Genomic DNA, 21583 nt, shown 5'->3' on the forward strand with positions numbered 1-21583 from the left:
CGATCGTACAACATCATCTCAACACCAGGACCCATCATGGCCATCATTCGCGCAGCAGCCGTACAGATCAGCCCGGTGCTTTACAGCCGCGAAGGCACCGTGGAAAAGGTCTGCCGGGAGATCATTGCCCTCGGCAAGCAAGGCGTTCAGTTCGCAGTGTTCCCGGAGACGGTGGTGCCGTACTACCCCTATTTTTCGTTCGTGCAGCCGGCGTTTGCCATGGGTGCGCAACACCTCAAATTACTCGATCAATCTGTAACCGTGCCATCGGCCGCGACCCTGGCGATTGGCGAAGCGTGCAAGCAAGCAGGAATGGTCGTCTCCATCGGAGTCAATGAGCGCGATGGCGGCACAATCTACAATGCCCAATTGCTGTTCGACGCGGATGGCATGCTGATTCAACATCGCCGCAAAATCACCCCGACCTACCATGAGCGCATGGTCTGGGGGCAGGGCGACGGTTCCGGCCTGCGCGCTGTTGATAGCGCCGTCGGACGCATCGGCTCGCTGGCCTGTTGGGAGCACTACAATCCGCTGGCCCGTTATGCCTTGATGGCTGACCGCGAGCAGATCCACGCAGCGATGTTCCCCGGCTCCTTGGTGGGGGACATTTTCGCCGAGCAGATCGAAGTCACCATCCGCCATCACGCGCTGGAATCCGGCTGCTTTGTGGTCAATGCCACTGCTTGGCTGGATGCTGATCAGCAAGGCCAGATTATGCAGGACACCGGTTGCGGCCCAGGTCCGATCTCCGGCGGTTGCTTCACCGCTATCGTCTCGCCGGAGGGGAAATTACTCGGCGAGCCGCTGCGCTCAGGCGAAGGTGTAGTGATTGCTGATCTCGATCTGGCATTGATCGATAAACGTAAACGCATGATGGACTCAGTTGGGCATTACAGTCGGCCCGAATTGCTCAGCCTCTTAATCGATCGATCGCCAACTGCGCATGTTCATGAGCGCGCCGGTTTCGTTCCGAGCAGTGTCGGTATGCAGGAGGTCGTCCATGCAGACCAATGAATTGCTCGCTGATCTGCAAATTCAAGGCCTGCGTTGGCCGGCCGCGCAGAATGGCTTGTCGCGCCAAGGGGGCGCAGGCCCTTCGGATCACAAGGCGCTGAGCCTCGGTAGTCGCACCCTGATGGTGCCAATCCTCAATCAAGCTTCGCAAAGTTCACCGTACCAGGCCCAGCCAAGCAGTGACGGCAGCCAGGCGCTTATCTTTCGCGAAGGTATTCAGGTCGGTCAGGTGCAGATGCCTGGCGTGCCGAATTTTTACGGATTGACCACCGCTGACGGTACTCCGTATTGGAAGATCGCCACGCTGCATAGCCGCGACGTACTGGCGACAACGGTGTTGCAGCATTGCATCCGCTTTAATGATAGGGCCACTTCTTGCCAGTTCTGCGCGATCGGCCAGTCTTTAGCGGCAGGTAAGACCATTGCCCGAAAACGTCCGCAGCAACTGGCGGAAGTGGCCAAAGCCGCGGTGGAGCTTGACGGCGTCAAGCACATGGTGATGACCACGGGCACCCCCCAAACCCCGGACCGTGGCGCGGCAATTCTTTGCGAGTCGGCGGCGGCCGTGACCGCAGCGGTGAACTTGCCGATCCAGGCACAGTGCGAACCGCCCGATGATGATCGCTGGTTCCAGCGCCTCGCCGACAGCGGTGTGGTGTCCCTTGGCATGCACTTGGAAGCGGTCACCGACGAAGTTCGTCAGCGGATTATGCCAGGCAAGGCCGAAGTGCCGCTGAGCCGTTATTTCGAGGCCTTCCGCGCAGCGGTCGACGTGTTTGGCCGGGGGCAGGTCAGTACCTACATTCTCGCGGGCCTAGGTGACAGCGAGTCGGCCATCAGCCAAATGAGCGAGCGTTTGGCATCGATTGGTGTGTACCCATTCGTAGTGCCGTTTGTACCCATCGACGGGACGCCGCTTGCCCATCACCCGAAACCCGACAGCGCGATGATGGCTCGACTCTACCCGCAGATTGGCGCCAGCTTGCGTCGCCATGGTTTGCATTCCGAACAGATCAAGGCTGGCTGCGCCAAATGCGGTGCGTGTTCAGCCCTGAAGAGTCACGAATAGGAGGAAGCGACATGGCCAACCTTGCATTTGCATTAGTCGACAGTACTTTCGAGCCTTTTCGTGCCGGTGAACTGCTGGTCAAACCCGCCGGCGAAAACTGGGAAAAACAGGCTTACTTCGCCTTGCGCCGCGCTGTTTTTTCGGACGAACAACAACTGCTGGCACAGGACAAGGACAGTCACGACTTCCAGGCCATCGCCATCGTCGCCTTGGCGGGCAACTGCGGCATGGCTGATCAAGTGGTGGGGGCGGTGCGAATCTATCAGTCTGAACCTGGGTTGTGGTTTGGCGGGCGCCTGTGCGTTGCGTCGGCCTATCGCCGGCACAGCATGGTCGGTAAAGCGCTGGTGAACGAAGCGGTGTCCCGGGCTAAAGAACTGGGCTGCGAAGTATTCCGGGCCACGGTGCAGGCGCAAAACGAAGCCTACTTTCACAGTCTGCACTGGCAGACCCTCGACACGCTCGAGCTGCTCGGCCAACCGCATTGTTTGATGCAAGCGCAGCTATCCAGCTACCCCCTGATGCCACGCCAAGTGTCATTGCGTGCGCAGAAGGTCATTCGCCATGACTGAGGCTTCCGATCTGACGGCGTTATTGCGCGCCTTGCGCAACACTCCGGCGATGCTCTCAAAACAGACCATCCAACAACCCGCAGCGGCGATTGGTCACAAGGAACGGGCTTTGACCCGCGAACAGCTGTACGCATTGCCCGGGGACGACACTGCGGCTATTGCCTGTGGCACTGACTTCCAATTGCTCGCCATCGAAGGAATGTTACCGGCCTTTGTTGAAGCAGCCCCCTGGTTTGCCGGCTGGTCCGCGGTCATGGCCAATGTCAGCGATATTACCGCCATGGGTGGGCGCGCGACAGCAGTGGTCAATGCCTACTGGCATCATGACAACGCTGCTGCGCAGCAGATCCTGTCGGGTATCCGTGCGGCATGCGAGGCCTACGGCTTGCTGCTAGCAGGTGGACATACCAGCCTCGTTACGGGCAATCCAACGGCGCTCGCGGTGGCGATTACGGGAACTGCGCAAACCTTGCTGTCGACCCTGCACGTGGCACCGGGTCAGGTCATCGCCATGGCAGTGGACCTTGAAGGACACTGGCATGCCGACAGTGCTTACTGGAAAGCATTCGAAGGAGTACCCGCCGAACGCCTTCGCAGCAAGCTCGATGTACTTCCACGCCTGGCCGATGCGCAGTTGCTGCACGCGGCCAAGGACATCAGTAACGCTGGGGTCCTGGGTAGCCTGCTGATGCTTCTGGAAACCACCGGTTGCGGCGCGACTATCGACCTGTCGGCGCTCCCATCTCCGGTGGATGCCGATTTGGCTCGTTGGCTCCAGGTCTTTCCCAGTTACGGCTTTTTGATGACGTTGGACGAGCGCAATTGGGCGCAGGTGCAGACTGCATTTGCCTTCGAAGGAGTGTGTTGTGAGCGCATCGGTGAGGTTAACGCCACTGGAGCGTTAAGCGTCCAGTTCGGTGAGCAGTGCGATGAGTTTTGGGACCTGCGTGAGCAAGCCTTCACCGGGTTCAGCTACCCCCATCTCGATCTATCCCCCTTAAACCGCATGCAACAGGAGCACTGACATGCCTGCCGTCAATTTCAAGATCCGCTGGCCAAATGGTAAGGAAGCGACCGGCTATTCGCCGTCGACTGTGATCTATCAATACCTGGAGGAGGGCGCAAGTTACCCGCTGCCAGAGTTCCTCCAACGCATCGAAATTGCACTGAACAATGCCTCGGAGCGCGTCAAACAGGTCAAGGGATTCTATTGCAGTTCAGCGATGGACACTTTGAGTTCGCTCAAGGGGCAGGCCAGCTATCTCGAGCAGACGGATTCGTCAGCTGCGCAGGTCGACATTCTCAGTATGTGCACCGAGGGCGCTGGCCGAGTTGTTCGCGAAGGCTGGGGCTCGTTCTGATTCATCGTTTGTTTCTTTAATCTTATATTCACCGAGTTACGGAGTGCCCATGACCAGCCACCTCACCACCATCAAACCTCCACACTACAGCGTCATCGTCGTCGGCGGCGGGCAGGCTGGGTTGTCTGCAAGCTATTACCTGCAACAACAGGATATTGACCATCTGGTGCTTGAAAAACACAGTGTGACTCACACGTGGCGTAACCAGCGCTGGGATGCCTTCAGTCTGGTTACACCCAACTGGCAATGCGCCTTACCGGGCTATACATACCTCGATGACTTCAACGGCGCGGATCCACATGGCTTCATGAGAAAGGACGAAATCAACGAGTACCTCGCCGGTTTTGTTAAGTCAGTAAATGCGCCCGTGCGCGAGAGCACTACTGTGCAGCGTGTAGTTCCAAAAGCGTCGGGTGGATTCGAGATCCATAGCTCGCAAGGTGAGTTCACAGCGGATCAGGTAGTCGTGGCCTCAGGCGGTTACCACACGCCGATTATTCCGCGATTGGCCGAGCGTCTGCCCGCGAGTGTTCATCAACTCCATTCTGAACAGTACCGCAACCCGCAGTCACTTCCCGCAGGCAATGTGTTGGTGGTTGGTTCAGGGCAGTCGGGAGCCCAAATCGCGGAGGACCTGCATCTGGCGGGACGTAAGGTCTACCTGGCAGTAGGTGATGCCCCACGTTGTGCGCGCTTTTACCGCGGCAAAGACGTGGTCGACTGGCTGGCGGAAATGGGTTACTACGACATTGGCGTCGACACTCATCCCTTGCGTGAGGGTGTGCGTGATAACACCAACCACTACGTCACGGGGCGCGATGGCGGGCGCGATATTGACCTGCGTAGCTTTGCTAGCGAGGGCATGGAGCTATTCGGGCGACTCGAAGGATTACAGGGCACTCGCTTGCAATTTTCCCATAACTTGGGCGAAAGCCTGGACAGTGCTGACGCGGTGTACAACCGTATAAATACTTCGATCGACAACTACATTGAGCAGAACGAGATCGATGCTCCCCCTGGCGAGCGTTACGTTCCAAAGTGGGCACCTGAACAAGAGCGAAGTGAGCTGGACCTTGAAGCCGAAGCCATCTCTTGCATCATATGGTGCATAGGCTTTAGTCCCGATTTTAGCTGGGTGGAGGCTCCAGTATTCAACGGGCGTGGCCATCCTGGGCACCAACGCGGGGTCACGGCGCAGTCAGGTCTGTATTTTCTCGGATTACCCTGGCTCTACACGTGGGGTTCCGGGCGTTTCTCGGGGGTCGCACGTGACGCCGAGTATGTGGTCGAGCGCATTGCTGAATTGAAAGCCAGCTGAAGAAGTGGGCGCGCGCCATCGCAAGGTGGATTGGGTGGTGCGCCATGCCCATGTGGGAATTCACGATTCGCCGGAAAAAAGTAAATATCTGATATTCATGGATTTTTTCATGAAAATTCACGATTCACCGGAAAATCACAAGCGATTTTGCGTTTTTTCCGGTGAATCGTGAATTTTTCCACGAAGACGCTTATCTAGACCGCTCTAGGACGCCATTCCTAGCCACGAGCCATCGATGAGCCAGCCCATATTTTATGCGTAGGGGGTCATTTGCAATTTCTAGACAAAGGCTGAGGATTGCCGCGCAACATCATGATTTTTATAAGATTCCGTAGAATCGTGAATTAACGTCCGGTGAATCGTGAATCCCCACAGCCCATCTCATTGCAGGTGTGAAAAGGCGTGGGTAACCGGGGGGATTTCGCAATATCGTATTGCGTGTAATGTATATTATGTTAAACGACATATTACGTGCCCTTGCCAGCCCCCCTCAAACAAATTTGTAGGCCGTGAACCATTGTTCAAAATCCCGGCAAGACATCGGTGCTGAAAAATAGTGACCTTGCCCCACTTTGTAGCCTTGGGCTTTAAGAATCTCACACTGAGTTGCGTGCTCTATACCCTCAGCCACTACGTGCAAGGAAAGCCCTCTGCCTATCGCTATGACGGATTCGCTTAAAGCGCGGCAGGACGTATCGTGCTCCAGATCGTCGACAAAACTCTTATCCAGTTTCAGCTCGCTGATGGGTAGGCGCCGTAAATACCCGAGGCTGGAATAGCCTGTGCCAAAATCATCAATGGCCAGTCGCACTCCTAGTGCGTGCAAATCCCGGATGGCTTGCTCGGCCCCGGGGCTTTCGCTAAGCAATACACCCTCGGTGACTTCCACGCACAGGTTGGCGGGTTGCAAGCCGTGGCGTTGCAGTTGTTGAGCAATCAGCCTCGCAAGGTTCTGGTTGTGAAAATTGATGGGTGAGAGGTTGATCGACATGGATGGAACCTGTAAGCCATGCCGCTGCCATTCGGCTAGCTGCTGACAGGCCTCCCGCAATACCCATTGACTCAGGTCGTTGATCAACCCGCATTCCTCGGCAAGAGGAATGAATTGCATGGGCGAGATAGCTCCGAGCGTTGGGTGTGCCCAACGCGCTAATGCCTCAACACCGACCAGGCGTCCGCTGTTCAGGTCGATTTGTGGTTGATAATGCAGTTGCAGACCGCTGTCAGTGAGCGCTTTGCGCAGTTCCGTTTCCAGCATCAATCGCCCTTGAGCGAGTGTGTTCATCTCTTCAAGAAAGAACCTGAAGGTACCCCGCTCCGCCCGTTTGGCTTGGTACATGGCAATGTCAGCGCAATGCAATAGACTTTCCATGTCTTGACCATCTCCTGGAAACAGACTGATGCCGATGCTGGCGGAAACAACGATGGAAGTGCCTGCAATCGTCGTCGGAGCCCTCAGGACCATCATCAGTCGTTCAAGAAAGATCGTGACCTGCGTCGCATTCATCCGCGCCAGTACCAACACGAACTCATCACCGGATAAACGCCCAACGAAATCACACTCTCGAAGCACGCTGCGTAGCCGTTGCGCCATGACTCGCAGCAACTCGTCTCCCGACGCATGCCCCAAGGCGTCGTTGACTTGCTTGAATCGGTCCAGGTCGACAAACAGGACGGCAAGCTCTGCAGCCTCTCGAGTCACTTCGAGTATGCACTGCTGTGCCTGGGAAAGTAGGAAGTTGCGATTGGGCAAGCCGGTTAACGCATCATAGAAGGCCATTCTTCGAATGGATTGACGTGCCTCCTCTCGTTCGAGTGCCAACATGCACAAGTGCGTTCCCGCCGTCACCAAGTGAGCGTGCAAGGGGTCGGGGCCGCGGTTTTCCCTAAAGTAGAGCGCAAAGGTCGCCGCAACTCGTCCTGAGCCGTTGCGTACAGGAATAGACCAACAAGCCCGTAAGCCTGACTGTTTCGCCAGCCATTTGTACTCAGCCCACAACGGGTCATTATTGATATCCGTTACCAGAACCGGTTCGCCCCGATAGGCGGCCGTACCGCAGGAACCTGCCACCGGACCGATGGATAATCCCTCAATGGCCCTGGAGTAATCGGTGGGCAAGCTTGGACTGGCCAGAGGGTGCAAGCTCCCCTCCTCGTCCACGCTCAGGATCGAGACAATGACTTCCGGGACGATGCGCTCAATCTCGTGGCACATCATGGTTAGCACGCTCTCTAGAGGCTCCTCTTTCAGCAGTGCCCCAATGACCCTTTCCTGTAGGACTTCATGCAGTTTTGACTGGGTAATGTCGGTGAGCACGATCACGACATTTTCGAGCAACCCTTGCGCGTCGAACACGGGCGTTGATGAGACGTGCACCCAAAGTCGTTGGCCGTTGCGCTTGCTGATCAAGGCACTGACATCATGAGGTTGACCACAGAGAATGGGTTCCAGCCCCGGCTCCGCCGGCGTTTGCGCAGGAGCGACTGAAACAAAGAACATAAGCGGTGACTGCCCGATCATCTCCTCGCGGGAATAGCCCAGCAGTCGAATCAGCCCATCGTTGACATAGATAAGGCATGAGTGCGCGTCGACGATGCAGGTGGCCGAACTGGTGACATTCACCGACATCGATAACAACCGGCGTTCGATGTCGTTCAAGCGTAATTGCGTTATATCCTTGAGAAAGGCCGCGTAGAGGATTCGATCATGAAGGGTAATTTTCGAGATCGACATCGAGCCCCAGCGCTCCTGCCCATCATCACGCACAATTCGGACATCCCGGCAGACGCCCACAATTTTATTGATCCCGGTCTCGCGGTTAGCTTGGATATAGCCATCATGATGGGCGCGCAGGATGTTTGGCACCAAAGCATGGACATTTCGACCGAGCACCTCATGCCTGGAGCAACCCCAAAAGGCCTCGGCAGCGGCATTGAAAAACGCCACCCTGTTGTGATCATCAATGATCACAACAGCATCGATCGCCTGCTCCAGTGTTTGTATGAAAAAGTCTTCCGCCTCTGCATCACTCGTCAATCCGACTTTTGCATTCATTGCTGCTACTTTCCATATGCCACCGGGCTTTTTCCCTAAAGGCCTTGTGGAGCACCAAAAGAGCCCTCTTCACCAGAGGGTGAGCGCAACATCCAGTACGGGATGTTGATGTCAAACAACGCTGCTCTGCCTGTCCTGCACACAAGTTCACCACTGTGCTCAAGTTATAGAGTCAGGATAGCTCTGAAGTCGTTTCCGGTCGCACATTACTGATCACAATTAACCTGCCGAACGACCCACGTCGTAGCAGTGACAGCACCGGACAAGGCAATTACAATTTGATTAACATCCAGCGATTGAGTGATTGAATACCCCATGGAAAGCAAGACTGCGCGCCTCACTGTGCTCATTGATCCCATCAAGAAAAAAGCGTTCGAGGAGCTCTGTGCAGCACAGGATTTGACGTCTTCTCAGGTGGTACGTCAGCTTATTCGTGATTACCTGGACACCCACGGTGCCAGCTATTCAACGAGAAGCAAGCACGCCACCAGCGCCAAGTCATAACCGAACACGGGCAGTTTTAGGCTCTAGTTGTCCTCTGCGAGACTGACAGCTTTGGCCAGCGCGTTGTTGAAGTCGGTGTGGTAATGCTCCGCGCCGATTTCTTGCAAGATGCCCACCTTATTCAGCTTGTTAAGCACCTTCGCATTCGCCTCGCAGAGTTTCACAATGACATGTCGTTTGTGCAGTTGCTGAATGACCTCCTCCAACACCTGTAAGCCCGTGATATCCATGAACGGTACGCGTTTCAAACGGATAATCAGCAGGCGTGGATCGGTATGGGTCTGAGCCAGGACACGCTCGAAGGTCTCGGCTGCGCCAAAGAACAACGGCCCTTCAATCGTATAAATCAATATCCCGGGCGGCAGGCGAGCATTCCCGTTGGCCCTGAGCTCTACTTCCAACTCGTGCTCGACGACCTGCCGCACCTCCACCGATGAGGCCATGCGACGCATAAAGTGCAGCATCGCCAGAATGACGCCGATATTCACCGCGATCACCAAATCACTGAATACGGTGAGACCGAAGGTGATTAGCAGGATCGATACGTCTGTCCGCGGAGCTCTCCTGACCATTCGCTTGAAGTGCTTTAACTCGCTCATGTTGTACGCGACCACAAAAAGTATCGCGGCCAATGCACACAGCGGGATGTTTGAGGCCAAAGGCGCCAGAAACAGAATGATAAGTACCAGGGTGACGGCGTGCGTAATGCCGGCCAGCGGGCTTGTGCCGCCGTTACGGATATTGGTGGCCGTGCGCGCAATGGCCCCGGTAGCGGCGAAGCCGCCGAACAATGGCGTGACCAAGTTGGCCACCCCCTGACCGATCAACTCCTGATTGGAGTCGTGCTTGGTACCTGCCATGCCATCGGCCACCATCGCGGACAACAGCGATTCGATTGCCCCAAGCATGGCGATCGTGAACGCCGGACCAATCAAATCGATGACACGCGACAGCGTGATTTCAGGCAGGCTCCCCCCTTGGAAACCTTGAGGTATGCCACCAAATGCACTGCCAATCGTTGCGACCCCCTCGAAATGAAAGGTGGACTGTATCGCTGTCGCGACCGCCATGGCGATCAATGGGCCAGGCACTCGTTTGAGACCGGGAATTCTGGGCGCGGTGATGACCAGGAAAAGGCTGAGTGTCGCCAGCAGCGTCGTGGCCATATGAAGATCCGGCAGGGTCTGGACGAGATGCCAGAGCTTTTCATGGAAGCGCTCTCCCCCGACCGTCGGTAATCCGAAAAAGTCTTTCCACTGCCCGACCCAGATGATCACCCCGATGCCCGCAGTGAATCCGACGATCACCGGGTCAGGGATAAACTTGATGATTGCACCGAGCCGGGCCATCCCCAGCAGTAACAACATGGCCCCTGCCATCATCGTGGCGATTTGCAGGCCGTCAACGCCATGCTTGGCTGTGACGTCCGCCAGAATCACGATGAACGCACCTGTCGGCCCGGCGATCTGCAAGCGGCTTCCGCCAAAGACTGAAACCAGCAGACCACCGATGATGGCGGTGTAGATGCCTTGCTCAGGTTTGACGCCAGACGCAATGGCAAACGCCATGGCCAGCGGGAGTGCCACGACTCCGACGATCACGCCAGACACCACGTTGCGAAGCCAGTGTCCTCGTCCCAACAACCCCGCCTTCCATGCCTCACCTATCGCAATCATGGCTAGCTCCTCAGTGCGTCCATGTGCATAATATTAACATGCAGTGATAATTGAAATCTCCTGATTCCAATGCCTTGTGCGGCTGGAGATGTCCATGCTGGAAGCTCAGAGGGAGCTGGGCGGGCGTGCTGCCAATAGAGAAATTTTGATAACGCGCGTAGCGTGGTGACAGACATGAATCGTCAAGCTGTGAAAACCAAACATGCCGAAGGCGTGACCTTCGACACCCATTTGATCGCAAATCCAACCAACCCCAAGGAGTGGATTGTGTTTTTCAAGAAGGACGCTGGAAGAAGTTATTTCCTGGTGGACGACAACGAGGAGGTCGAGTCTTTCGGGCATTTGGATGACTTGATCGCCGAGCTACGAGACTTGGGCCTCAAGACCGCTGAAATCCACTTTTAACCCTTGGGTCACACTCCGGTCATTCGCGACAGGAGCAAGATTAAAATCCAAACAACTCCCCAGGCGCCTCCACCAGCAGCGACCGCATCAACTCAGGCGAACACTCCAACGCTTGAAGCTGTTCCACAACCGCCCCAAAACCAACACTGTCTTCATGTTGAGTGTGCGGCCAGTCGCTGCCCCACACCAAACGACTGGACCCGAAACTCTGCTGCAGCAATGACAACGCGTTTCGGGCGAACTTTCGGTTCTGGGGATCCGTCCCAGCCAATCGATAGATCCCGGAAACCTTCATCCACACCTGCCCGCGCGAGCCCAGTTCCAGCATCTCGCGAAAACCTGGCTGATCAACACCCAGGCGTGCATCCGGACGGCCGAAGTGATCGATCACCAGTTTGATGCCCAATGGCATGAGTTGACGAAGCAGTCCCGGCAAATCTTCCACCTGGCGGTGCAATTCGACATGCCAGTCCAACTCGGCGATGTGGCCGAAGAAGTCTTGCCACGCCGAGTCACGAAAGTCCGGCAAGGCTTTGCCCATCAGGTTCAGGCGAACGCCGACCACACCGAGCCGAGCCATATCGTTGAGCGTCTCGCGACTGACGCTGCGCACCAGCACCACGACCCCGCGCAACCGTTCCGGCGCCTGGCGTAACGCCGCCAACAGGTAGCTGTTGTCGGTGCCGAGAAAACTGGGCTGCACCAGCACGCCATGACTCAGGCCATGGGTTTGCAGTTGCTCCAGATACTCCCCGAGCGTGGCGTCGTAGCCAGGGGTATAACGTCGAGCGGCGGTCAGGTTCAGTTCGCGGCTGAACACGTGAGCATGGGAATCGATGCCGGTGATCGGCGTTGAACAGGTATCAGGCATGGCTTTCATCATTTGAAGGTAAGAGTCATCAGGCTCGCGCGCTTTCACTGCCGTCGACTGCCGCTTGCGCCGAAATGTTCGAGGCTTCCAGGGCACGGCCACGGGTTTCCGGCAGGCAAAGTGCCGCGATCACGGCCACGCCGTAGGCAATACCGGCGTCGATACCAATCGCAGAGCCCAGGGACATGGAGTCGCTCATGTGACCGACCAGGAATGGGAAGACCGCAGAAAGCACTCGGCCAAAGTTGTAGCAGAAACCGACCCCGGCGCCGCGCACGTCCGCTGGGTACAGCTCGTTGAACAGCGCCCCGAGGCTGGCCGGAATACCTGCGGCGAAGAAGCCGAGCGGAAAGCCCAGAAACAGCATCTGGGTATTGGTCAGTGGCAGGAACACATAGCACTGCACGGTGACGACACAGCACAACGCAAACAACACGATGTTTTTACGACGGCCTATGCGGTCGATCAACAATCCACTGACCACACACCCACACCAGAAGGCGAAGATGATCACGGCGAGGTAACCGCCAGAGTTCAGCACCGAAAGGTTGCGCTCGGTCTTGAGGAACGTCGGCAGCCAGGTCATGACCGCGTGGTAACCACCGTGCGCGCCGAGGCCCAACAGACCACCAAACAGCGTTACGCGGATCAGTTCAGGTCGGAAGATGCCGGCCAGGGACTTGAAGAAGCTTTGCGGGATGGCGTTTTCTTTTTGCAGGCGCTGGAAGCTGTCAGGCTCCTCGACGTTGCGGCGTACCCAGATGATCAGGAACGATGGCAGCAGACCGACGATAAACATCACACGCCAGGCCATGTCCTGCGGCACGAACGTATAAATCAGGGTGAACACCCCAACAGCCAGTCCCCAGCCCACGGCCCAGGCGCTTTGGACGGTGCCCATCACCTTGCCACGAAACTTAGGGTTGATCGTCTCGGCCATCAGCACCGCGCCCGCGGCCCATTCACCCCCGATACCGAAGCCTTGCATTGCTTTCACGATCAACAACTGGTGAAAACCGGTGACGAAGGCGGACAGGAAAGTGAAGAACGAGAACCACAAAATCATCCATTGCAGTGTGCGCACCCGGCCGTAGCGGTCGGACAATGTCCCCCCTACCCAACCGCCGATGGCTGAAGTGACCAACGTCACGCCGCTGATCAGCCCTGCATCGCCCTTGGTCAGGGCGAACGCGGCGATCAACGCCGGAATCGCCAGGCCGAACATTTGTACTTCCAGCGCATCGAGCGACCATCCGCCGAAGCAGGCCCAGAACGTTTTGCGCTCCCGAGGAGTGACTTGGCGATACCAACTGAACATGATTTTTTATCCTTATAAGTGGAACGTAAGGCAGCCGAGAGCGAACCGCACCGCTACAGGGCCAGTTTTGGCAAATAAACAGGAAACCAGCGGCGATCGGCTCGCCGCTCAACGATTGGTTACACAGGCATGCGTCAGCGAATATCCACGCTGTAGCGGAAGTGCTCCGCATGCCCACGAGAACGACGCCACTCCAGTGGTGTGCCCGCGTAATCGCGAGCCAATCGTTCGATCACAACCACCGGACTGTTGACCGGTACCTGCAGCAATCGAGCATGCACGTCATTCACCGATTCAGCGGTGAGTGTCTCTTCGGCGTTGGCCACGACCTGACCGCAGATTTCTTCGTAGATGGGATAAAGCAGCGGCCCTTTGCGGCTCAGGTCAATGTCCATCAGCGCTTGGAAACGGCTGCGCGGCAACCAGATTTCTTCGGCGAGAACGGGCTTGAGCTCCAGCAAACGCAAGCGAACGATGCGGATAACCGGCGACTCGAGGGGCAACCCCAGCGCCTGAGCGACGGCCGACGGCGCGACGACCGGTTCGATCGACAGAATGCGGCTCTCGGGTACCTGACGTTCGCCGGCAGCGGTTTGAAAACGAAAGAATCGAAACAGCGATGACTGAAACTGCGGACGGCGTATGAAGGTGCCCCGCCCTTGATGACGCTCAAGAATGCCTTCGCTGACCAACGAATCCACCGCCTTGCGCACGGTGCCCGTGGACAGCTGATATTCCGCGCAAAGCGCAGCCTCCGTGGGAATGGCTTCCCCCGGACGCCAACGATTGTTAGCGATCTGTTCAACCAGGTGGTCACGCAGACGTTGATAAAGCGGCAGACGAGCATCGCTGGAAAGAGCATTCATCGACTTTATTCACCTTGTTATCTAGTCATCTATATGAATATGGGCGGAGTATTCATATAGATGACTTAACTGTCAAGGTCGATCAGCGTGAGTCAGGGGTTTTGACTCAAGATCCCGCGAGTGCCTCCCCCCTGCTGATATTCCCGGGGCGTGCACCCAAACTCCCGCCGAAACACCGTGTGCAGATACTGCGCCGATTTAAAGCCGCACATCCTCGCCACATCGGCAATGGCCGAATCGGTGTTCTTGAGCCCTTTGGTCGCCGCGGCCAGTTTGAAACGCAGAATCTCGTCATGCACGCTGCAGCCGCGCTCGTTGCGAAAATGCGCTTCGAGTGACGAGCGAGATACGCCGACATAGGCCGCGACCTGCGCCGTCTTGATGCCCTGGCAGGCGTACTGGCGGATAAACAGCAGCGCCTGCATCACATACGGATTGCCCAACGGTTGGTGCAAGCTCGACACCTGCACGTTGACCGCATCCGGAGGCACCAGGATTTGCGTGCCGGTGGATGGCATGCCGTGGAGCATCTGGTGGAGTAACTGAGCGGCGGTCCGGCCCATGGTTTCAGTGCCCTGACTCACCGAACTCAAAGGGACCCGCGTCAGGCTGCGGGTCAGTGGGTCGTTGTCGATGCCAATCAGCGCCACCTGCTCCGGCACCGCAATGCCGGCTGTCAGGCAAGCTTGCAGCAACTGCCGGGCGCGGGCGTCACTGACCGCGATGATTCCAATGGGCTTGGGCAGGCTTTGCAGCCAGGCGATCAACTGTTCGACGGCGCTGTCCCAGAGCGGTGCGCTGGTGCCCATGCCGCGATAGATTTCGGTGTGCAAGCCGTCGCGCTGCATCAATCGGCGAAAGGCTTTTTCCCGCTCCTGGGCCCAACGATTGGCCTGTGCTTCAGGCAGGCTGAAGCAGGCAAAACGCTGCAGCCCCGCCTCGATCAGGTGCGTGTAGGCAAGGGTGATCAGTGCGTTGTTGTCAGTGGCAACATAGGGAATCGATGTCGGATAGGCCCCCTTCTCCTCATAAGAGCCCCCTACCGCTACCACCGGCAGATGGATGTCGGCGAGCGCCTCGCCAATCAACGGGTCATCGAAGTCGGCAATGATGCCGTCTCCCTGCCAGCGCTCTATTCCCTTCAAGCGGCACAGAAAGTCTTCTTCCAGGAACAGGTCCCAGGACGCTCGCGTGCTGCTCAGGTAGTTACCGATGCCGCTGATGATGCCTCGGTCATAAACCTTGCTGCCGTTGAACAACAGTGCGATGCGGTGAACAGGCGGTACTGTTTTCATTGTTTTTATGCAGGTTCAGGGCCCCGGTGTCACTGAGGCGATGTGCACAGACTAGGCGCGTGGGCGGCGAAGCTCAATACGCAAAATCGCACCCTGTGTTGATGTTTTTCATAATCAGCAGGCCAAACGCCGTTGTTAGTATCAAGTCACCAACAAGAACAACCAGGACATGGCCAATGCAGTACTTCCCCGATGTCGACACAATCCGCTATGAGGGACCGAACAGCGATTCTCCCCTCGCCTTCCGCCACTACGACGCCGACAAGATCATCCTTGGCAAACCCATGCGCGAACATCTGCGCATGGCCGCGTGTTACTGGCACACCTTTGTGTGGCCAGGTTCCGATGTGTTCGGTGCGGGTACGTTCAAGCGCCCATGGCATCAGGCCGGTGACCCGATGGAAGTCGCGATCGGCAAGGCGGCTGCCGCCTTCGAGTTCTTCTCCAAACTGGGTATCGATTATTACTGTTTCCACGACACCGATGTCGCTCCAGAAGGCAACTCGTTGAAGGAGTACCGCAACCACTTCGCGCAAATGGTTGACCACCTGGAGCGCCATCAGGAAGAGAGTGGCATCAAGCTGCTGTGGGGCACCGCAAACTGCTTCAGCAATCCACGTTTTGCAGCCGGCGCGGCGAGCAATCCGGACCCTGAGGTGTTTGCCTGCGCCGCGGCCCAGGTGTTCAGCGCCATGAACGCGACCCATCGCCTCAAAGGCTCCAGCTACGTGTTGTGGGGCGGTCGCGAAGGCTACGAAACCCTGCTCAACACTGACTTGAAGCATGAACGTGAGCAGTTGGGCCGTTTCATGCGCATGGTGGTCGAGCACAAGCACAAGATCGGTTTCACCGGCGATCTTCTGATCGAACCAAAACCGCAGGAGCCCACCAAGCACCAATACGATTACGACAGCGCCACCGTGTTCGGCTTTCTCCAGCAATTTGGGCTGGAAAAGGAAATCAAGGTCAACATCGAGGCTAACCACGCCACCCTCGCCGGCCATAGTTTTCATCACGAGATAGCGACAGCCGCCTCCCTGGGCATCTTCGGCAGCATCGACGCCAACCGCGGTGATCCGCAAAACGGCTGGGACACCGATCAGTTCCCCAATAGCGTCGAAGAAATGACCTTGGCCCTCTATGAAATCCTCAAGGCGGGAGGGTTCAACAATGGCGGATTCAACTTCGATTCCAAGGTTCGTCGCCAAAGCCTCGACCAGATCGACCTGTTCCATGGCCACGTGGGCGCCATGGACGTTCTTGCCCAGTCTCTGGAACGCGCAGCCGCCATGGTGCAGAACGATGAGCTGCAGCGCTTCAAGGATCAGCGCTACGCCGGGTGGCAACAGCCATTGGGGAAGGCAGTGCTGGCAGGTGAATTCAACCTTGAGTCACTGGCCGAACACGCCTTCGCCAACGCATTGAACCCGCAGGCCGTCAGCGGCAGGCAGGAAATGCTCGAGAACGTCGTCAACCGATTTATCTATCGTTGATCACCAAGCGGTCTGCGCGCGCTGTGACATTTCAACGACAAAACTATGCTTGCGGCGCCTGCGGATTTTCTACAGTTTTACCCAGCCCGAGACTCATCGTCAGGCCGTTTCTTTCAAACAACAATAAAAGGACGCCCCGCTATGAAAAACCTGAAACGTACACTGTTGGCCTCTGCCCTGGCGCTGCTGTCATTGCCAGTGATGGCTGATGCGACCCACCCGAAAATCGGTTTCTCCATTGACGACCTGCGCCTGGAGCGCTGGTCCCGTGACCGTGATTATTTTGTCGCGGCGGCAGAAAAAATGGATGCCAAGGTGTTCGTACAATCAGCGGATGCCAACGAGCAAAAACAGATTTCACAAATCGAAAATCTCATTTCCCGCGGCGTCGATGTCATAGTCATCGTGCCGTTCAACGCCACCGTGCTGACCAACGCGGTGGCCGAAGCGAAGAAGGCCGGGATCAAGGTCGTGTCCTATGATCGGCTGATTCTCAATGCCGACGTCGACGCCTATATTTCCTTCGATAACGAAAAGGTCGGCGAGATGCAGGCCAGTGGCGTGTTGCATGCTGCGCCCAAGGGCAATTACTTCCTGCTGGGTGGTGCACCCACCGACAACAACGCAAAAATCCTGCGCGAAGGCCAGATGAAAGTGCTGCAACCGGCCATCGACAAGGGCGATATCAAGATCGTTGGCCAACAATGGGTGAAGGAATGGAACCCAACCGAAGCGCTGAGCATTGTTGAAAACGCCCTGACCCGCAACGACAACAAAATCGACGGCATTGTCGCCTCCAACGACGCGACGGCAGGCGGCGCCATTCAGGCCCTTGCAGCTCAGCAACTGGCCGGCAAGGTGCCGATTTCGGGCCAGGACGCTGACCTCGCAGCGGTCAAGCGTGTCATCGCCGGCACCCAGACCATGACCGTGTACAAGCCGCTGAAACTCATCGCTTCTGAAGCCGCCAAGCTCTCGGTACAACTGGCGCGCAACGAGAAACCCGCCTACAGCTCGCAGTACGACAACGGCAGCAAAAAAGTCGACACCATCCTGCTCACGCCTACGGCGTTGACCAAGGACAACACCGACCTGCTCGAACAGGATGGCTTTTATACCAAGGCGCAAATAGCCGGGCAGTGACAAAGGCACCAACTTCTGGTTCTACGCAAAACCTTGTGGGAGCGAGCAGGTCGACTCGTCGCACCGTCGCTCCCACAGAGTCCAGTGTCTTTGCGATTTTGAGTCCTCTCCATGCCCGACTATCTGCTGCAAATGAACGGTATCGTCAAAACCTTCGGCGGTGTCAAAGCGCTCAACGGTATCGACCTCAAGGTCAAGCCGGGTGAATGCGTGGGACTGTGCGGCGAGAATGGCGCCGGCAAGTCCACGCTGATGAAGATCCTTTCGGCGGTCTATCCCCACGGCACCTGGGACGGTGAAATCCTCTGGGACGGGCAACCGCTCACCGCGCAGTCAATCAGCGAAACGGAAGCCGCCGGCATCGTCATCATTCATCAGGAACTGACCCTGGTTCCGGATTTGTCGGTGGCCGAAAACATCTTCATGGGCCACGAACTGACGCTGCCGGGCGGACGAATGAACTACCCGGCAATGATCCACCGCGCCGAAGCCCTGATGCGCGAATTGAAAGTCCCCGACATGAACGTATCGCTGCCGGTTTCCCAGTACGGTGGTGGCTATCAGCAACTGGTGGAGATCGCCAAGGCCCTTAACAAAAAGGCGCGCCTGCTGATCCTCGACGAACCCTCGTCGGCCTTGAGCCGTTCGGAAATCGAGGTGCTGCTGGACATCATCCGCGACCTCAAGGCCAAGGGGGTGGCCTGCGTCTATATCTCGCACAAACTCGATGAAGTGGCCGCCGTCTGCGACACCATTTCAGTGATCCGCGACGGAAAACACATCGCCACCACGGCCATGGCCGACATGGACATCCCACAGATCATCACCCAGATGGTCGGGCGGGAAATGAGCAACCTCTATCCCACCGAACCCCACGACGTTGGCGAAGTGATTTTCGAGGCTCGTCACATCACCTGCTACGACGTCGACAACCCCAGGCGCAAACGCGTCGACGATGTCTCCTTCGCTCTCAAGCGTGGCGAGATCCTGGGCATCGCCGGGCTGGTCGGCGCAGGCCGCACGGAACTCGTGACCGCGCTGTTCGGCGCCTACCCCGGACGCCACGAGGGCGAAGTCTGGCTGGAAGGTCAACGCATCGACACCCGCACGCCCCTCAACTCCATTCGCGCAGGTGTGTGCCTGGTGCCTGAGGACCGCAAGCGCCAGGGCATCATTCCGGACCTGGGTGTCGGCCAGAACATCACCCTGGCCGTGCTGGACAATTATTCGAAACTGACTCGCATCGATGCCGAGGCCGAGTTGGGCAGCATCGATCGGGAGATCTCGCGCCTGCACCTGAAGACCGCGAGCCCGTTCCTGCCGATCACCAGTCTGTCGGGAGGCAATCAACAAAAAGCGGTATTGGCGAAGATGCTGCTGACTCAGCCCCGGGTGCTGATTCTCGATGAGCCCACCCGAGGCGTGGATGTGGGCGCCAAATACGAAATCTACAAGTTGATGGGCGCGCTGGCCGCTTCTGGGGTGTCGATCATCATGGTGTCGTCGGAGCTGGCCGAAGTGCTCGGCGTATCCGATCGCGTGCTGGTGATCGGCGAAGGCCAGTTAAGGGGCGACTTCGTCAACCATGAACTCACGCAGGAACAGGTGCTCGCCGCCGCACTCAGCCAGCCTGGCAGCCATAACAATAATGATCGGAAATCCGCGTAAATGAATCAGGTTAAACAACTGTTCACCCGCTACAAGATGCTCGCGCTGGTGTTTGCCGTGGTGTTGATCTGGCTGTTTTTCAGCTGGCAGACCGACGGCGGATTCCTGACCCCGCGCAACCTTTCCAATCTGCTGCGCCAGATGTCCATTACCGGCATCCTCGCTTGCGGCATGGTGCTGGTGATCATCAGCGGCGAGATCGATTTGTCGGTCGGCTCATTGCTGGGACTGCTGGGTGGGCTGGCGGCCATTCTCGATGTGATTTACCACGTCCCACTGTTGGCGAACCTGAGCCTGGTCGCCCTTTGCGGCTTGTTGATCGGCCTTGCCAATGGCTACATGGCGGCTTACCTGCGCATACCCTCCTTTATCGTCGGTCTGGGCGGCATGCTGGCTTTCCGAGGCATTTTGCTGGGGATCACCGGCGGCACGACCATCGCGCCGGTATCGCCGCAGCTCGTGTACATCGGCCAGGGCTACCTGCCCCACTCGATCGGGGCCGGCCTGGGTGTGCTGTTGTTCGCGTTGACGGTGTTCCTGATCTGGAAACAACGGCGCAATCGCGCCCTTCACGGTCTGGCGGCGCACTCCCTGGCGCGGGACATCATACGCGTGGCGGTGATCGGCGCCGTGCTGGCCGGCTTCGTCCAGACGCTCAACAGCTACGACGGCATTCCCGTGCCGGTGCTGCTCCTGCTGGTGCTGTTGGGCGTGTTCAGCTACGTCGCGAGCCAGACGGTGTTCGGTCGACGCGTCTATGCCGTGGGCAGCAATATGGAAGCCACACGCCTGTCCGGTATCAACGTCCAAGCCGTGAAGCTGTGGATTTTCGGCATCATGGGCGTGATGTGCGCCCTCGCCGGCGTGGTCAACACCGCGCGCCTGGCCGCCGGTTCGCCCTCCGCCGGCAGCATGGGCGAACTCGACGCCATTGCTGCCTGTTTCATTGGCGGCACGTCCATGCGCGGCGGCTCCGGAACCGTCTACGGCGCCCTCCTCGGCGCGCTGGTCATCACCAGCCTGGACAACGGCATGTCCATGCTCGACGTCGACAGTTATTGGCAGATGATCGTCAAGGGCAGCATTCTGGTGTTGGCCGTGTGGGTGGACGTGAGCACGCGCACCGGGCGACGTTGAGAGCCGGGCAGGCCGTCAGCGTTCCTGACTGAAGGCCGCGACTTCCTGCACGAGACTGCGAGCAGCCAGCATCACCAATGCCCTTCCCTTCTCCGGGCTCGCCTGACCTGGATCCGAGCCCATTCGGCCGTCAGGATGGCGCGCACGGAAATCACTTGCCTCGCGGATGGGACCAGAGTTGGCAATTTGCGGGGAGTAGTGAGCCTGTTTGACGGAGTCCGGATAGGCCCATTGAGTAACCGCGATTTCCGAGGGGGTGGCGTGGGCGCCATGCCCTGTTGGGAATTGCTCACGAGCCAGCTCATTGACCCCTGCCAGATCCCACCAGTTCACCAGCTTCAAAGCGAAACCGGCTGGCCGTTTGGCGAAGCTGGCTTGGGCGTACAGCTCGGAAAACGCCGCCTCGATGGAGGCCACATTGCCGCCGTGCCCATTGAGAAACAGGATTTTCTCAAAGCCGTGCGCCGCCAGCGAGTGCACCCAATCGCCGATGGCGGCGATAAACGTTGATGGGCGCAACGAGATTGTCCCTGGAAAACCCAGATGATGCTGCGCCATGCCGATGTTGAAGGTTGGAGCGATCAATAGATCGGCGTTGTTTTGCGCTTCGCGGGCGATGATTTCCGGGCACATCCAGTCCGTACCCAGCAGTCCGGTCGGGCCATGCTGCTCGTTCGAGCCGATCGGAATCACTATCGTACGGCTGCGCTCCAGGTATTGGCCGATCTCAGACCATGTCGACATATACAAAAGCATGCGGCGGTTCTCCTCGCAGGTTGGGTGGAAGGCTATCCACGGAGGCGTTTCATCGCGCC

General features: G+C 57.7%; 19 protein-coding genes. 12 read left to right on the forward strand and 7 right to left on the reverse strand.

All coding sequences use genetic code 11. The annotated features are described in order from the left end of the window. The first annotated feature begins 36 nt into the window (after positions 1 to 36). Genes AB4O36_RS11190 through AB4O36_RS11215 form a run of 6 tightly spaced genes read left to right on the forward strand, consistent with a single transcriptional unit; the run spans position 37 to position 5337 of the window. Complete coding sequence (locus AB4O36_RS11190; protein WP_460141750.1) at positions 37 to 1017, forward strand: Nit6803 family nitrilase; 981 nt, start codon at positions 37 to 39, stop codon at positions 1015 to 1017. Beyond that, the gene (locus tag AB4O36_RS11195; protein WP_460141751.1) at positions 1004 to 2086 is read left to right on the forward strand and encodes an MSMEG_0568 family radical SAM protein; all 1083 of its coding nucleotides are present in this window, start codon (positions 1004 to 1006) and stop codon (positions 2084 to 2086) included. Before AB4O36_RS11190 ends, AB4O36_RS11195 begins: the two co-directional genes overlap by 14 nt. Before the next feature lie 11 nt (positions 2087 to 2097). Next, positions 2098 to 2658: an MSMEG_0567/Sll0786 family nitrogen starvation N-acetyltransferase gene (locus tag AB4O36_RS11200; protein ID WP_460141752.1), complete on the forward strand. Its 561-nt coding sequence runs from the start codon at positions 2098 to 2100 to the stop codon at positions 2656 to 2658. Next, positions 2651 to 3682, forward strand: a complete 1032-nt coding sequence (locus AB4O36_RS11205) for a sll0787 family AIR synthase-like protein (RefSeq protein ID WP_460124992.1) — start codon at positions 2651 to 2653, stop codon at positions 3680 to 3682. Before AB4O36_RS11200 ends, AB4O36_RS11205 begins: the two co-directional genes overlap by 8 nt. Before the next feature lies 1 nt (position 3683). Then, positions 3684 to 4019, forward strand: a complete 336-nt coding sequence (locus AB4O36_RS11210) for an MSMEG_0570 family nitrogen starvation response protein (protein WP_460124995.1) — start codon at positions 3684 to 3686, stop codon at positions 4017 to 4019. A 49-nt stretch (positions 4020 to 4068) separates the two neighbouring features. Next, positions 4069 to 5337, forward strand: a complete 1269-nt coding sequence (locus AB4O36_RS11215) for an MSMEG_0569 family flavin-dependent oxidoreductase (RefSeq protein ID WP_460141753.1) — start codon at positions 4069 to 4071, stop codon at positions 5335 to 5337. 490 nt (positions 5338 to 5827) lie between these two features. Here AB4O36_RS11215 and AB4O36_RS11220 read toward each other — a convergent pair whose 3' ends face one another. Then, a complete protein-coding gene (locus AB4O36_RS11220; protein WP_460141754.1) occupies positions 5828 to 8392 on the reverse strand; it encodes an EAL domain-containing protein in 2565 nt (854 codons plus the stop codon). 315 nt (positions 8393 to 8707) lie between these two features. Between AB4O36_RS11220 and AB4O36_RS11225 the strand changes: the two genes are divergently transcribed. After that, positions 8708 to 8896: a ribbon-helix-helix protein, CopG family gene (locus tag AB4O36_RS11225; RefSeq protein ID WP_460125003.1), complete on the forward strand. Its 189-nt coding sequence runs from the start codon at positions 8708 to 8710 to the stop codon at positions 8894 to 8896. Between the two features lie 23 nt (positions 8897 to 8919). Here AB4O36_RS11225 and AB4O36_RS11230 read toward each other — a convergent pair whose 3' ends face one another. Continuing rightward, positions 8920 to 10572 carry a SulP family inorganic anion transporter gene (locus AB4O36_RS11230; RefSeq protein ID WP_460141755.1) on the reverse strand — a complete coding sequence of 551 codons (1653 nt, stop codon included), beginning with the start codon at positions 10570 to 10572 and terminating at the stop codon, positions 8920 to 8922. A gap of 174 nt (positions 10573 to 10746) precedes the next feature. Here AB4O36_RS11230 and AB4O36_RS11235 point away from each other — a divergent pair, with 174 nt between their 5' ends. Continuing rightward, a complete protein-coding gene (locus AB4O36_RS11235; protein ID WP_460125009.1) occupies positions 10747 to 10977 on the forward strand; it encodes a hypothetical protein in 231 nt (76 codons plus the stop codon). Between the two features lie 40 nt (positions 10978 to 11017). Here AB4O36_RS11235 and AB4O36_RS11240 read toward each other — a convergent pair whose 3' ends face one another. The 4 genes from AB4O36_RS11240 to AB4O36_RS11255 all read right to left on the reverse strand — a co-directional run bounded on the left by AB4O36_RS11240 (position 11018) and on the right by AB4O36_RS11255 (position 15327). After that, positions 11018 to 11848, reverse strand: a complete 831-nt coding sequence (locus tag AB4O36_RS11240; RefSeq protein ID WP_460141756.1) for an amidohydrolase family protein — start codon at positions 11846 to 11848, stop codon at positions 11018 to 11020. 28 nt (positions 11849 to 11876) lie between these two features. Then, positions 11877 to 13166: an MFS transporter gene (locus tag AB4O36_RS11245; protein ID WP_460141757.1), complete on the reverse strand. Its 1290-nt coding sequence runs from the start codon at positions 13164 to 13166 to the stop codon at positions 11877 to 11879. A gap of 134 nt (positions 13167 to 13300) precedes the next feature. Further along, the gene (locus tag AB4O36_RS11250) at positions 13301 to 14032 is read right to left on the reverse strand and encodes a GntR family transcriptional regulator (RefSeq protein ID WP_460141758.1); all 732 of its coding nucleotides are present in this window, start codon (positions 14030 to 14032) and stop codon (positions 13301 to 13303) included. A 92-nt stretch (positions 14033 to 14124) separates the two neighbouring features. After that, positions 14125 to 15327 carry a XylR family transcriptional regulator gene (locus AB4O36_RS11255; protein ID WP_460125021.1) on the reverse strand — a complete coding sequence of 401 codons (1203 nt, stop codon included), beginning with the start codon at positions 15325 to 15327 and terminating at the stop codon, positions 14125 to 14127. A gap of 176 nt (positions 15328 to 15503) precedes the next feature. Between AB4O36_RS11255 and xylA the strand changes: the two genes are divergently transcribed. The 4 genes from xylA to AB4O36_RS11275 all read left to right on the forward strand — a co-directional run bounded on the left by xylA (position 15504) and on the right by AB4O36_RS11275 (position 20768). Then, a complete protein-coding gene (gene xylA, locus AB4O36_RS11260; RefSeq protein ID WP_460141759.1) occupies positions 15504 to 16820 on the forward strand; it encodes a xylose isomerase in 1317 nt (438 codons plus the stop codon). Between the two features lie 141 nt (positions 16821 to 16961). Next, the gene (gene xylF, locus AB4O36_RS11265; protein WP_460141760.1) at positions 16962 to 17963 is read left to right on the forward strand and encodes a D-xylose ABC transporter substrate-binding protein; all 1002 of its coding nucleotides are present in this window, start codon (positions 16962 to 16964) and stop codon (positions 17961 to 17963) included. A 111-nt stretch (positions 17964 to 18074) separates the two neighbouring features. After that, entirely contained in the window at positions 18075 to 19631 is a 1557-nt protein-coding gene (xylG, locus tag AB4O36_RS11270; RefSeq protein ID WP_460125030.1) for a D-xylose ABC transporter ATP-binding protein, read from the forward strand. After that, positions 19632 to 20768, forward strand: coding sequence for a sugar ABC transporter permease (locus tag AB4O36_RS11275; protein ID WP_460141761.1), 1137 nt, complete (start codon positions 19632 to 19634; stop codon positions 20766 to 20768). A 15-nt stretch (positions 20769 to 20783) separates the two neighbouring features. Here AB4O36_RS11275 and AB4O36_RS11280 read toward each other — a convergent pair whose 3' ends face one another. Then, positions 20784 to 21524 (reverse strand): creatininase family protein, encoded by a 741-nt coding sequence (locus tag AB4O36_RS11280; RefSeq protein WP_460142133.1) that lies wholly within the window; start codon positions 21522 to 21524, stop codon positions 20784 to 20786. Positions 21525 to 21583: the final 59 nt, after the last annotated feature.

This window comes from Pseudomonas sp. S2_E01 (assembly GCF_054668365.1).

Bases quoted from the DNA above. Each gene is read 5' to 3' on its own strand.
- AB4O36_RS11190 (WP_460141750.1), top strand. From the start codon at position 37: ATGGCCATCATTCGCGCAGCAGCCGTACAGATCAGCCCGGTGCTTTAC.
- AB4O36_RS11195 (WP_460141751.1), top strand. From the start codon at position 1,004: ATGCAGACCAATGAATTGCTCGCTGATCTGCAAATTCAAGGCCTGCGT.
- AB4O36_RS11200 (WP_460141752.1), top strand. From the start codon at position 2,098: ATGGCCAACCTTGCATTTGCATTAGTCGACAGTACTTTCGAGCCTTTT.
- AB4O36_RS11205 (WP_460124992.1), top strand. From the start codon at position 2,651: ATGACTGAGGCTTCCGATCTGACGGCGTTATTGCGCGCCTTGCGCAAC.
- AB4O36_RS11210 (WP_460124995.1), top strand. From the start codon at position 3,684: ATGCCTGCCGTCAATTTCAAGATCCGCTGGCCAAATGGTAAGGAAGCG.
- AB4O36_RS11215 (WP_460141753.1), top strand. From the start codon at position 4,069: ATGACCAGCCACCTCACCACCATCAAACCTCCACACTACAGCGTCATC.
- AB4O36_RS11220 (WP_460141754.1), bottom strand. From the start codon at position 8,392: ATGAATGCAAAAGTCGGATTGACGAGTGATGCAGAGGCGGAAGACTTT.
- AB4O36_RS11225 (WP_460125003.1), top strand. From the start codon at position 8,708: ATGGAAAGCAAGACTGCGCGCCTCACTGTGCTCATTGATCCCATCAAG.
- AB4O36_RS11230 (WP_460141755.1), bottom strand. From the start codon at position 10,572: ATGATTGCGATAGGTGAGGCATGGAAGGCGGGGTTGTTGGGACGAGGA.
- AB4O36_RS11235 (WP_460125009.1), top strand. From the start codon at position 10,747: ATGAATCGTCAAGCTGTGAAAACCAAACATGCCGAAGGCGTGACCTTC.
- AB4O36_RS11240 (WP_460141756.1), bottom strand. From the start codon at position 11,848: ATGCCTGATACCTGTTCAACGCCGATCACCGGCATCGATTCCCATGCT.
- AB4O36_RS11245 (WP_460141757.1), bottom strand. From the start codon at position 13,166: ATGTTCAGTTGGTATCGCCAAGTCACTCCTCGGGAGCGCAAAACGTTC.
- AB4O36_RS11250 (WP_460141758.1), bottom strand. From the start codon at position 14,032: ATGAATGCTCTTTCCAGCGATGCTCGTCTGCCGCTTTATCAACGTCTG.
- AB4O36_RS11255 (WP_460125021.1), bottom strand. From the start codon at position 15,327: ATGAAAACAGTACCGCCTGTTCACCGCATCGCACTGTTGTTCAACGGC.
- xylA (WP_460141759.1), top strand. From the start codon at position 15,504: ATGCAGTACTTCCCCGATGTCGACACAATCCGCTATGAGGGACCGAAC.
- xylF (WP_460141760.1), top strand. From the start codon at position 16,962: ATGAAAAACCTGAAACGTACACTGTTGGCCTCTGCCCTGGCGCTGCTG.
- xylG (WP_460125030.1), top strand. From the start codon at position 18,075: ATGCCCGACTATCTGCTGCAAATGAACGGTATCGTCAAAACCTTCGGC.
- AB4O36_RS11275 (WP_460141761.1), top strand. From the start codon at position 19,632: ATGAATCAGGTTAAACAACTGTTCACCCGCTACAAGATGCTCGCGCTG.
- AB4O36_RS11280 (WP_460142133.1), bottom strand. From the start codon at position 21,524: ATGCTTTTGTATATGTCGACATGGTCTGAGATCGGCCAATACCTGGAG.